12 protein-coding genes are annotated in these 12,770 nt (G+C 33.7%); 4 read left to right on the top strand and 8 right to left on the bottom strand.

From position 1 onward, the window contains the following. Window positions 1-37: 37 nt before the first annotated feature. Genes ACQY29_RS05125 through ACQY29_RS05135 form a run of 3 tightly spaced genes read right to left on the bottom strand, consistent with a single transcriptional unit; the run spans window position 38 to window position 2,964 of the window. A complete protein-coding gene (locus tag ACQY29_RS05125) occupies window positions 38-691 on the bottom strand; it encodes a response regulator (protein ID WP_428224172.1) in 654 nt (217 codons plus the stop codon). Further along, window positions 691-2,736: a tetratricopeptide repeat-containing sensor histidine kinase gene (locus tag ACQY29_RS05130; RefSeq protein WP_428224173.1), complete on the bottom strand. Its 2,046-nt coding sequence runs from the start codon at window positions 2,734-2,736 to the stop codon at window positions 691-693. The genes ACQY29_RS05125 and ACQY29_RS05130 overlap by 1 nt, the downstream gene beginning before the upstream one ends. Before the next feature lie 48 nt (window positions 2,737-2,784). Continuing rightward, window positions 2,785-2,964, bottom strand: coding sequence for a hypothetical protein (locus ACQY29_RS05135; RefSeq protein ID WP_428224174.1), 180 nt, complete (start codon window positions 2,962-2,964; stop codon window positions 2,785-2,787). Window positions 2,965-3,059: 95 nt separating this feature from the next. Here ACQY29_RS05135 and ACQY29_RS05140 point away from each other — a divergent pair, with 95 nt between their 5' ends. From ACQY29_RS05140 to ACQY29_RS05155, 4 genes are all read left to right on the top strand, one after another. Beyond that, entirely contained in the window at window positions 3,060-3,785 is a 726-nt protein-coding gene (locus ACQY29_RS05140; protein ID WP_428224175.1) for a metallophosphoesterase family protein, read from the top strand. A 38-nt stretch (window positions 3,786-3,823) separates the two neighbouring features. After that, window positions 3,824-4,321 (top strand): DUF6646 family protein, encoded by a 498-nt coding sequence (locus ACQY29_RS05145; protein ID WP_428224176.1) that lies wholly within the window; start codon window positions 3,824-3,826, stop codon window positions 4,319-4,321. Further along, window positions 4,321-4,893 (top strand): PhnA domain-containing protein, encoded by a 573-nt coding sequence (locus tag ACQY29_RS05150; protein WP_428224177.1) that lies wholly within the window; start codon window positions 4,321-4,323, stop codon window positions 4,891-4,893. Before ACQY29_RS05145 ends, ACQY29_RS05150 begins: the two co-directional genes overlap by 1 nt. Window positions 4,894-5,125: 232 nt before the next feature. Beyond that, window positions 5,126-6,046, top strand: coding sequence for an alpha/beta fold hydrolase (locus ACQY29_RS05155; protein ID WP_428224178.1), 921 nt, complete (start codon window positions 5,126-5,128; stop codon window positions 6,044-6,046). Between the two features lie 272 nt (window positions 6,047-6,318). On the opposite strand, the gene ACQY29_RS05160 is transcribed toward ACQY29_RS05155, so the two are convergent. The 5 genes from ACQY29_RS05160 to ACQY29_RS05180 form a co-directional block, all read right to left on the bottom strand. After that, a complete protein-coding gene (locus tag ACQY29_RS05160; protein ID WP_428224179.1) occupies window positions 6,319-7,872 on the bottom strand; it encodes a vWA domain-containing protein in 1,554 nt (517 codons plus the stop codon). A 320-nt stretch (window positions 7,873-8,192) separates the two neighbouring features. Continuing rightward, the gene (locus tag ACQY29_RS05165) at window positions 8,193-10,067 is read right to left on the bottom strand and encodes a YfbK domain-containing protein (protein WP_428225874.1); all 1,875 of its coding nucleotides are present in this window, start codon (window positions 10,065-10,067) and stop codon (window positions 8,193-8,195) included. 106 nt (window positions 10,068-10,173) lie between these two features. Next, on the bottom strand, window positions 10,174-11,334 hold the full coding sequence (locus ACQY29_RS05170; RefSeq protein WP_428224180.1) for a hypothetical protein: 1,161 nt from the start codon (window positions 11,332-11,334) through the stop codon (window positions 10,174-10,176). Between the two features lie 3 nt (window positions 11,335-11,337). Then, window positions 11,338-12,240, bottom strand: coding sequence for a hypothetical protein (locus ACQY29_RS05175; protein ID WP_428224181.1), 903 nt, complete (start codon window positions 12,238-12,240; stop codon window positions 11,338-11,340). 29 nt (window positions 12,241-12,269) lie between these two features. Beyond that, the gene (locus ACQY29_RS05180) at window positions 12,270-12,770 is read right to left on the bottom strand and encodes an RNA polymerase sigma factor (protein WP_428225875.1); all 501 of its coding nucleotides are present in this window, start codon (window positions 12,768-12,770) and stop codon (window positions 12,270-12,272) included.

Raw genomic sequence — 12,770 nt, forward strand, 5'->3', positions numbered from 1 at the left:
GTGCAAAGAATTAGTTTATTGTGACTGTTTTTTACTATTAAATAACTCCTGCTTTTCTTGCTGCTTGTACGATTTCTTCATCTTTTCCACCTTCAATACCTAGAAATGTGCGAATATTTGCTTTCCTCTTTTCGATTGAACTGATAGATAGGTTTAAATAATTGGGTATATTTTTGGTTTTAATCCCCTTGGATAATAAAGATATTATCTGACGATTATAATCGTCTATATAAATTTTGTTTCCTAGTAGCTCTTTTACATTATGATCTACTGTTGCACTTCTGTAAGTCAGCCCACGAACAATCATGTCAAAAGCAGTAAGTAATTCTTCGGCGGTGAAATCACTTTTTACTAATATTCCTTCGGGATTAATTGTTGTAATCATATCGAAAAGAATGATAGATTCAGAATGGGATGTTAAAAAAATAATTTTTGTGTTAGGATTTTGTTTTCGTATTAATTTAGCTAAATCAACTCCATTTTGAATATGCATTTTTTCGCAAGGAGGTAAATTATAATCTAAAAAGGCTACATCAAAATCACTTTTGTCTACAATTTTCAAACTTGCTGATTCACTTGAAAAAGCAGAAACGCATTCAATTTCATAACCGAAATCATTATAGGACAAAATTACTTTATACCCTTCTATCATTGAAGGGTGGTCGTCTACAATTAATACTTTTACATTCATTAGTACGGGAACGATATGTTTATATGGGTGCCTTTTGAAACAGCTGAGTACACTTTGAATTCTCCATTTAGTGCATTAACTCTGGAAGACATATTTTTTAAACCTATTCCTTCTTTAGCTTTTTCAACTTCAAATCCAACACCGTTATCTTCTAGGTCAACTATTATGCGATCTAAAACCTTTTTGATAGACAAATTTACTAAAGTAGCTTCAGAATATTTGTAAATGTTCTGTAAACATTCTTGCATAATTCGATACAAATGAATTTTTAGTGTATTATCCATAGCATTCCAAGCAATGTTTTTATCAATTTTAATCTGATAGGTTACATTTATAGCCTCACAGTATTCTTCAAAAAGATCGTTGATGATTACTTTAAAACTATCTTTTTCGAGTAGACTTTCTTTGTTTAAATCGTGTGAGATGTTTCTTAATTCTTTCTCAATATCTTGTATTTTTTCAATGTGTATTAAGCATTTTCGTATGGTTTCAGGGTCGTTTTTTTTGGATAAGATAAATAAATTTAGTCTTGTACTGGTCAGCCTGCTCATCACACCATCATGTAAATCCTGAGAAATCCTTTTCTTTTCCTCTTGACGCACATCATTTATTAAGGTCTGTTGTCTTAACATTAATTTGTAAATCTGTTCGTTGCTTTCTTGTTGTTCCCTTTCAAACTGTAATTGTTTGTTTTTGTTGTATTGCATTTTACTGTTGTAAATCAAGCCTAATAAAAGAATTAGACCAGAACTACCAAATAGGATGTACCAACGCTGTGATGATATTTCTTCTTTTTGGTGTTGTATGATTTTCTTTTCATTTAAAATCTCATCTGTCTCGTATTCAATTCGTGCAAATTTATTTCTGTTGGCTCTTTCAGAATCTAAAAGACTATCACTTAATTCGATATATCTTTCGTATAATTTGGATTTATTGGGTAAATTTAATTTAGAAAGTAGTCGTAATGCTTTTAATTCATCTTCTAGGATTTCATTTTTTTGTGCGTAGACTAAAGCACGATTTAGATAATAATATGCTTTTTTGTATTCTTTTTGAGTGATAAATAATTCACCAATATGGAGGTCAAGGTAAACAATTCCAGGGATGTTACCTTCCTTTTCTTTATCATGTAGAGCTTCGAAAAGTTTTACTTCAGCTAATTCAAATTCGCCCAATTTTAGTTGTGAATAGGCTTTATTTCCTATTAAGGAAGAATATATTTGCGAATTCGTATTGCTGTTCTCTAAGCTTTCAATTCCTTTGTCGTAGTAGTTTATAGATTCGTAATAATCCTCTTTTTTAGCATAAGCTTTTCCTAAGCAATTATAGGTTTGTGCATTAAGTTCTAGGTATTGAGGATCTGTAGTTAGCTCGTTCAGCGTTGTGAGTGCTTTAAGGTAGTAGCCAATGGCTTCGTCTATATTGTTTAGTCCAACTAAAGCATTTCCTAAGTTTACTAAGCAATCATAAACTAAACGGTTGTCATTTATTGCTTTAGCTATTTTTAAAATCTTAATAGTTTCAACCTCGGCTCCAGAAAAATCTTTTTCAAATAATAAGATATCTGATTTTGAAAATTTTACTCGTATTAAATCTTTTGTTTTGCTAAGCGAGTCAAATTTCTTTTCAGCTTTTGTGAAATAGTAATAGGCACTATCGTTTTTGAATTTAGTAAAGTAGTAGTCGCCTACGTAATTTAGGCTTCGGGCTATATCGTATTGGTTTTTACTTTGTTTAGAAAGGGTGAGTACTTTTTTTGAAATTCTATGGTAATTTTCTAGATCATCAATGTTGTAGAACCGTCCTGCTAATTTGAAATAATTTTCTCTTACGATAGAATCGTTGTTTTGAAAAGTTTCAATTATTTTTTCAGACTTCTGTATTAGTTTTTTTCGTTCTTCTATTGAATAGTTGAAATTGTTTGCTTCAGAAAGCAATACGTTTAAGGAATGGGAATTGTTGTCGTTTTTTTTGTTGTCTTTACAACCAAAAACGACTATAAAAAATACAAACAAATATAACCTCTTCAAATTTTTAATTTTCATCAAATTTAAAAAGATTATATTTGTTTAATATGGAAATAAAAAAAAATATTATGGTTTAGTTGGCTTTAAGATAGGTTCGTGATCGTTAGCCATATCTGAAGAAATTACTGAAAGTTTTTCAGTTTGATTTGATTTGTTGTTGTTAATGTTTGAATTTGTATCATAAAAGGAATAAACAGATGTAACTACAAATATAAACATGCTTGCTAAATAAAATAAATTTTTCATAATGCTTTGATTTTTAATTTGTTAATAAGGTAAAATTATGGATTTTATCTAAGAAATTACTGAGGATTTTCCTCGTATTTTGTTAAATTTTTAGGATGAGAAATTTAGTTATAGGAGATATTCATGGAGGGTATAAAGCTTTGATTCAAGTTGTTGAAAAAGCTAGAATTCAATTAACAGATAAGCTGATTTTTCTTGGAGATTATGTTGATGGTTGGAGCGAATCTGTTGAAGTATTAGACTTTCTTATCGCATTAAATAATAAGATAGATTGTGTCTTTTTAAGAGGTAATCATGATGAATTGCTGTTGCATTGGTTGCAAACTAAACATGATAATCTGATGTGGTTAGACCATGGAGGCTATTCGACTGTGAATGCTTATGAAAAGGTAAGTTTAAGTGTAAAAGAAAAACATATCGCTTTTCTTTTAAATTTGAAAAATTATCATTTAGATGAACAAGGAAGATTGTTTGTACATGCAGGTTTTACGAATATGAAAGGGGTTACTCATGAGCATTACCCTCGTTTTTTGTATTGGGATAGAACGTTGTGGGAAACTGTTTTAGGACTTGATCCAAATTTAGCCACTGATTCCGTAGTTTATCCAAAGCGTTTAAAAAATTACTCAGAAATTTATATTGGACATACTTCTGTGACTCAAGTTGGAGAAACAACTCCAATGAATAGAGCGAATGTATGGAACTTAGATACTGGAGCGGCTTATCATGGAAGATTAACCATAATGGATATTGATACTAAACAATTTTGGCAAAGCGAACCGCTTTTTGAGTTATATCCTGATGAAAAAGGCCGTAATTAGTCTCTATCTGTGTATATTTGCCAAAAAAATCAATTGATATGAAAAAAATAACATTAATCGTTTTTGCATTGGCTGGTTTGATGTCAAATGCACAAGAAGCGTATAAAGGTAAAGAAGATACAAAGCTACATATCGGTGCAAATTTGCAAAGTGGTGGTACTGGCTTAGTAGTAGGTATGGATTATGGTTTAGGTGAAAATATATCTGTAGGATTTACTGGTAATTATTTATTAGGTGCTACAGAAATTTTGGGTGAAAAACCTGACTTTAAAGACAGAGTAGATGTTAGAGCTAGATTCAATGCTAATCTAGGAAAAGTAATGAATTTACCTGAACAAATTGATGTATACCCAGGTTTGGACTTAGGATTGAAAAACTTCGGTGCGCATTTAGGATCTCGTTATTTTTTCTCAGATGGTTTTGGTTTACAAGCAGAGGTAGGCTTTCCATTGGCTAGATATAAAAGCAATATTTCTGAATTTGATTATTTAAACAATCAATTCCATGTTAATTTAAGTGCTGTATTTAATTTGTAATGAGTGTAGTTGAAAAAAAACTCAAGGATAGAAGTGGTTCTATTTGTGAATTGTGTGGTAATCCACATGATTTAGCCGTTTATACGGTTGCTCCAATCACTGAACCAAGTTTAGAACATAGTATATTGGCTTGTACTACTTGTATCACCCAGTTAGATGCACCAGAGGCTACCGATCCAAATCATTGGCATTGTTTAGCTGATGCAATGTGGAATGAGAATTTACCTGTTCAAATTGTAGCCTGGCGTATGCTGAATCGTTTAAAGAAAAACGATTTAGTCGATATGATGTATTTAGATGAAGATGCTCTAGAATGGGCTAAAGCTACTGGCGAAGCGGATACACAGGATGATAAAATTGTACATAAAGATTCTAATGGCAATATTTTACAAGACGGTGACTCGGTAGTTTTAATTAAGGATCTTGATGTTAAAGGTGCTAATTTTACGGCTAAGAGAGGCGCTCCTGTCCATAATATTAAGTTGGTATGGGATAATGCAGAGCAAATTGAAGGTCGTGTTGATGGTCAATATATAGTTATTCTTACCCAATATGTAAAGAAAACAAAATAGTTGCGTTCCTTTTAGAGAAATTATTTAATTATTATAAATAATGCTTTTAACGGATATATTTGTCTTTCAACGATATTCTTTTTGAATTTGAATAAAGCAGTATATATTTGATTTACCATTACATAAGTAGGTTAAGTTATGGTAGATTTGGGGCATAAAGGGTAGACATAGTCTACCTTTTTTTTTGCAATGAAGCATATTTGTCTAGCGCTTACTTTTTTTAATTAATTTAATGAGATTTCTATTATTCTTTTTCTTGTGTTTTAATGCAGTAAAAATCCAAGCGCAAGAATTATATTCAAAAGCCTACGGCGAAATTCAAAATCCAGCCATTATTTTTATTCATGGTGGCCCTAGTGGTAATGCAAATTTGTTTGAAGGGACCACCGCAAAACTACTAGCCGATAAAGGTTTTTATGTCATTGTTTACGACAGACGCGGCGAGGGAAGGTCTAAGGATGAAATGGCCACCATGACTTTTGAAGAATCGTTTAAGGATTTGTTGCAGATTTATCGGCAATATGATTTAAAAAAGGCTTCTTTGTTAGCTCATAGTTTTGGTGGAATTATAGCAACTTTGTTTACGGAGAAATATCCTGAAAAAGTAGAAAACCTTGTGTTGGCGGGAGCGTTGTTTTCTCAACAGGAGACCTATGATTATATTTGTACTCAAGCGAATTTGTTTTACAAAGAGAATGCGTTAAAACGAAATGAGTTAATAGATATTGCTAAGCTTGATAAGCATACTGCTGAATATCGAAAAAAATGTTTTGCGATAGCCAGTGAATTAAAATTATTTGATATGCCAAACCCAACGACGGAGAGTATTGGGCTACGTAGCGCCTTTGAAAAATCTGATTTTTTTAAATCAAGTTTTCGCAATCAGGAATCGCCTTTAAAATTCTTTGCCCATGAAAAAAGGAGTAACACGAATACTAAGACTGAATTGAAACGAATTGTTGCACAAAATCTACCCGTAATCGGTATATATGGTGAGGATGATGGTATTTTTTCAAAAAAACAATTGCAGGAGTTAAGGGAAATGATAGGGCAAAACCATTTGGAAATCATTCCAAATTGTTCTCATTTTTTATTTGTTGACCAGCAGGAGGTTTTTTTAAATATTCTGGTAAAGAAAATGAAAACAATGTAGCATTAATGGTTATTATTTAACTGATAAAATACATTAAATATTTTTTACTATAAATTACTTCTGATATGCTCCGTATTCCAACTAACGATAACCGCGTTAGTATATTTTACCGTCCGTTTGAGTGATTTTTCGTAATGTAATGAAGAAAAATGTATCGAGAACTTATCTTATGTTTAGTTTTTTAAAAAATAACTTCATGTGATAGGTTTGACTTAAAAAAAGTAACCCCTTCTCGCTAACGAAAAGGGGGAACAAAAAGGAACAATAAACAACTAAAAACTTTTACTACTTTCTATAAGTCTGACCATTTCGGCTTTATAGCCCTCGGAATCATTAGCAATGCCATGACGCGCTAACGTTATGATATCCTCAGGATTTTTATTTTGAGCATATTGAGAATCTCTTAGTTTAAGACCAAACCAAGCTACTGCCGAGGCAAATTTGAAATCTTTGGAACTGTTTTCGAAAGCAATGGGTGTATCAACGACCTCTTTTACAATCTCATGGCTCGAATTTTCGTCGGGTCTTTTATATCTAAATTTGATGGTTGCTAATTCGTTGCTATTAGAAGCTACGGTTGTGTTTTGGGTATATTTAAGTTTGGCAGGGGAGTACGTACTTTCCACACCTGTAGGGATAATTTCGTACAAGGCGGTCACGGTATGACCACTACCTAATTCGCCTGCATCAACGGCATCATTTTTAAAATCCTCATCGTTTAGTTTACGATTTTCGTACCCAATCAAACGATACGATTGCACATATTTTGGATTGAATTCAATTTGTATTTTAACATCTTTGGCAATTGCAAACATAGTTCCTTTAAATTCTTTACCTAAAAAACGGTTAGCTTCCTGCATATTATCTATATAAGCGTAATTGCCATTGCCTTTATCGGCTAGGATTTCCATTTTACTATCTTGATAATTCCCCATACCATAGCCCAAACAAGTCAGATAAATACCTGATTTTCTCTTTTCTTCAATCAAGTGTTCCATTTCTTTGTCTGATGCAGGACCTACATTAAAATCACCATCAGTAGCTAAGACAATTCTGTTATTTCCATTTTTGATGAAGTTTTCTTGAGCCAGTTGATATGCCAATTCGATGCCTTCGCCCCCCGCTGTACTTCCTCCAGCGGTTAAGTTGTTAAACGCGTTCATAATCTCGGTTTTGTTAGCACCTGATGTAGGAGGCAACACCACACCCGCAGCGCCCGCATAAACTACTATCGACACTTTATCTATAGCTCGGAGTTCTTTGACCATAACACGCATCGATTCTTTTAACAAAGGCAATTTGTTTTCATCGTTCATAGAACCAGATACGTCTACTAAAAATACAATATTAGATGGGGGCAGGTTGTCTGTGGCTATTTTCTTGCCTTGGAGTCCAATTTTTAATAACTTATGTTGAGTATTCCAAGCACAATCGCTGTATTCATAATGAATTGAAAACGGATGTTGACTATCGGGTTGTGGATACGAATAATTGAAATAATTTACCATTTCCTCTATACGCACCGCATCTTTAGGTACTTCTTGACCATTGTTGATAAAACGACGGATGTTTGTATACGCTGCATTGTCCACATCGATAGAAAAAGTCGAAAGTGGTTTTGTAGCTGGACTTTCAAATTTGTTCTCTTCAATTTCGGCATAGCTTTCCGTATTTGAAGTTGGGTTAAGGGGAATTTCTTCTGCTTCTTCAGCCAAGTCGGTAACGGCAACTTCCATTTCTGCGGCCGAATCAAAGTCGGAATGTTGTTTGCATGCGGTAAATGCTAGGGTGAGTAAACTGGTTACTACTAAAATTGATTTTTTCATGGTTCTAATTTTTTTTAGTTTCGAACATACCTCATGTGGGAATTGTATCGGAACAATTCATTTTTTTGAAATATGTTTATTGATTTTTGATGTATCGAAAAGTTTTAAAAGAATTGAAACTGCATGCTTTTTTTCAATTTTTTTAAAACGATTGAAAATCGTAACTTCTTGTAGAACTTCCTCTACAAATTCGAGACCAATTTTAGTAGGAAAAAAGTTAAAGAAATGATAAAATTTAAAAATGGCTCTAAAAAGTAAGTCCCTCGAAAGCCATGCCATCGAGAGACTACTCAACCAAACAATATGAACCTAACTAAAACTTAAAACTCTTGATAATTTTCTACCAATCGGATGAATTCGGAACGGTAGCCGTCGGGGTCATTTTGCAACCCATTTTTCGCCATTTGAAGGATGTCTTCGATAGATTTTTTCTCCACCAACTTAGAATCTCTTAAGTACAAACCAAACCAAGCTACTGCACTAACAAACTGAAAATCTTTGTTGCTGTTTTCAACCCTTTCCGATTGGTTCGGGATAATACGTACCATCTCGATGCTTTGTTCTTCTTCTGGTTTTTTGTATCGAAATTTAATGGTAGCCAATTCGTTGTTGAAATTCGTTGCCATTTTTTCATTGGTTGTGTATTTCAAATCTTTTGGTTCTTTGAAAAAAGGAGAGGTGACGCCTACAGGTACAATTTCATACACAGCAGTTACCGTGTGCCCACTGCCTAATTCTCCTGCGTCGATGGCATCATTAGTAAAATCTTCTGGGCGTAATTTTCGGTTTTCATACCCAATCAAACGGTAGGATTGTACCAAATTAGGATTGAATTCAATTTGAATTTTTACATCTTTGGCAATCGCAAACATAGTCCCTTTGAATTCTTTGTTTAAAAAACGATTGGCTTCTTGGATGTTATCGATGTAGGCATAATTGCCGTTGCCTTTATTGGCTAATGTTTCTAACTTACTGTCTTTGTAATTCCCCATGCCATACCCCAAGCAAGTTAGAAATACCCCCGATTTTCTTTTTTCTTCAATCAAACGTTCCATATCATTGTCTGATGAAGCGCCAACATTAAAATCGCCATCGGTTGCTAAAATCACGCGGTTATTACCATTTTTGATGAAATTTTCTTGTGCAATTTTATAGGCCAAATTAATTCCTTCGCCCCCTGCAGTACTCCCTCCAGCGTGTAAATTTTCAAATGCCTGGATAATAACATCTTTTTTGTTTCCAGATGTTGGTGGCAATACTAAACCTGCGGCACCTGCATATACCACGATAGAAACCTTGTCTTCTGGACGTAGTGCGCTTACTAATAATTTCATCGATTGTTTTAGCAACGGTAATTTATTTTCGGCGCTCATTGAACCAGAAACATCAATTAGGAACACAAAATTAGAATTTGGCAAATGTTCCATAGGGATGTTTTTGCCTTGCAGTCCTATACGAACTAATTTGTTGTTTGGATTCCATGGACAATCGCTATAGTTGGTATTGATGCCAAAAGGATGTTCTCCTACAGGTTGTGGATAATAGTATTTGAAAAAGTTTATCATTTCCTCAATACGCACCGCATCTTTAGGGACTTTTTGACCATTGTTTATCATACGACGAATATTGGTGTAAGAAGCATTATCAACATCTATGGAAAAGGTAGATAAAGGCGATTGTTTTGGACTTTCAAATATGTTTTCAATCAGAACACCGTAGTCTTCGTGATTGTCCTCTTTGATAACTGTATCCTTTATGCCAGGTATCGTTTTTTCTTCTTTATCTAATTCACTAGCATTACCACGGATTACCATTTTATTAGGCGAAGCACTGATAGTAATTCCTTTGACTCTTGTTTGAGAAGATGTTATTTTTTTGCTTCTCTTTTGAGTGCCATATCCTACAACAACAACTTCACCCAAATGTTTGGCATCATCTTGCATAACCGTGTTGATGATATTTGACTTGCCCACGGTTTTAGTTACCTCACGCATGCCCATAAAACTGAAAACGAGTTGTTCGCCTTCTTTTGCTTTGATGCTGTATTTTCCGTCAAATCCTGTTGCCGTACCTCGTTTCGTACCTTTTACCGTTACACTTACTCCAGGTAATGGTCCTGAAGCATCGCTTACAATTCCTGTAATAGTTTTTAATAGATTCGCTTCATTGTTGTTTGAATCTTGTGCCCAGCTCATGAAATTTATAAGCATAGCAAGGGCTAATGAAAGAAGTTTTAAACTTTTCATGATGTAATGGTTTTATATGTTAGTACTAGATTTTTTCTCTTTTGATAAGAGTTTTTTATAAACTATTTTGTTTAGAATTATTGGGGATTTCTGAGCCTCCCCATTCAACTAGCGTAAATCCTTTTCGTGAGGTGGATTTAAGATTTTGTTCTTTTACCTGATGATTCTTATCTGATTTATGAAATTCCATCATGACTCTAATTACTGTATCAGGTTGAGGTCTGTTTTCATTAATAGATATACTATCACAAGCTTCATTAATTTTAAAATGGATAAAATTATACGGATTAGCCTCTAAAATGGGTAACCAAAATTGAATGAAATCATTTGTTTCTGTAGTATTTAATCCAATGGTTTCAAGTTTTTCAATCAAAAATGAGGATAGTTGTTCTTTCTCGACAAGGAATCCTGTAGTAGGTGTGTTTTCTGTATCAAAATTTCTTTTTCCATCCCAAAACAAGGAATTGTAAAAACGTTTAGTGGTTTTGTCGTAAATCTTGCCATCAGGATATGCTGTTACTTGCCATCCATTATTGTATTTAGGAAAAGTGGTTAGTAAATTTCCATTGAAATTAATTTTTAAATCGACCTCAGTTTGCTGTTTTGGATAAAGATAAATCACAGGTTTTTTTATTATAACGGCTCCTGGTCTAGTCGGATTGGTAATAATAGAATCAGACTCTTTAAGTGTAATTGATAATTTTAAATCTTTTTTCAAAGCTAAAATACGCACTTCCTCAGTGTTAACACCTTTAAAACTTATTACATCTTCTTTATGACATTTTAATTGAAAAGTACCATCGGTTTGATTTGTATTTTTTTCATTTGTGTTTAGATTTGTGATTGTGATATTATTTAAAACAGTATGTTCACAATCCATTATCTTTCCTGATAAATTGATTACTTTTTTATTTTCGTTAGTTGTGAAATTTACAGCGTATAATTTTAGGAAAGTGGGGTCAATCACTTTCGATTTAAATAGAATTACGCCATTAACACCTCTTTCACCGTAAATAGCCTTAGCATTTTCCCCTTTCAATACATTAATTGTATCAATAGTATTAGGGTCGATTTTTTTGAAACCTAAAGGATTTATTTCTTTACCATCGAGTATGTAAATTGGATTCGAATTTATTTTCCAACCTGTGACTTTTTCTTGAGACCAACTTATTAGGCAGAAAAAAAATAGTGATATATATAGAATTACTGTTTTCATATTTTATTTTTTAGTTGGTTTCCCTCCTTTAGTTTTAATTACAACCACTCCTTTTTTACCTTTGTTACCATACAATTCGATGGCTTCGTCTTCTTGGTAAATCGATATGGCTTCAATTTCTTGTTTGTTCAATGGGTAATAAGGCGAAGTAGGATGCGGTCCAAAGAGTTCCTTTTCGGTATATTCTTTACCATTAATGATGTATAGCGGTTCTTTAAGTTCTACTAGGGTTTCTAAATCGTCTTCGTTTTCTATATCAGACACTTTCTTATCGGTTGCCTTGCCATCTATAACCACTAATGGCGGTGCTTTTTGTACCATAGTCGCCGATTTAGAAGTCTCTTTCTTGCTGTCTTGTTCGGCCACTTCGGTTTTTGCTCTTTTGGAAGCTACGGCACCACGGCTGTAATTGTAATCAGTATATGATTTTTCTTCCGCCATCGGCATAACCGGAGGAGTAGCCATAACACGAGGCGTAATAGAATCAGCCGTAGGCTTGGTGTCTACAACTGCAACGACTTCGGCATTTTTGAGTTGTTCGCGTAAGCTTTTTTCAATTTCTTTTTTATCAATTAAAGAAGGTTCGGTCGTTACCACCGCAGTAGTGTCGGGCAAGACTGGAAGGTTGTTTGGGTTTTCTTTGGTTGTTACAACATTGTTTTCAAAGGTTTTAGGTGATTCAAAATGTTTCCATAATTGAAAAGCAAAAACGGTACCTACAACTAATGAAGCGACGATGGCATATTTTTGCCAGGCTTTATTCGTGCGTTTTTGTAATTGATACACTTCGGTGTCCAATTTAGCATCTATCCGCGACCATACTTTTTCCATTCCAGGAAAATCGGTCTCCGCTGTGTTGTCGGATGCTTTCTTAAATTGTTCAAATATATTGTCTTGATGTTCCATTGTAAGCTGAATTAATTTTCAAATGCTATTTATTGCGCGTTTTGATAATAAAAGTTATTGATAAGTTCTTTTAATTTCGTTTTAGCCACATTCAATTGCGATTTAGATGTACCTTCCGAAATTTTGAGCATACTGGCAATTTCTTTATGCGCATAGCCTTCAATAACATATAAATTAAATACGGTTCGACATCCTTCAGGGATGTACTGCAATAGTTTCAGCATATCTTGTTCTTCCAATTGGGTGTTTTCTGCAACTTCGGGTTGCACACGTAACGAAGTTTCTTCGAGATACAAATTGAAATTCACATTTTTCTTTAATAGATGCAGACATTCATTCACCGTGATTCTTTTAGCCCAACTATAAAAAGCTTTGTTCTCTTTAAGTTGGTCTAATTTGGTAAATAGTATAAAAAAAGCATCGGCTAATACTTCTTCTATGTCTTCTTCTTTTTTTAAGTAACGCTTGCACACTTGATAGAGTTTGGGCGCTAGCTGTTCGTACATCTTACGCTGGGCATCTCGATGCAT

Source organism: Flavobacterium sp. (assembly GCF_965262375.1).
Taxonomy (GTDB): Bacteria; Bacteroidota; Bacteroidia; order Flavobacteriales; family Flavobacteriaceae; genus Flavobacterium.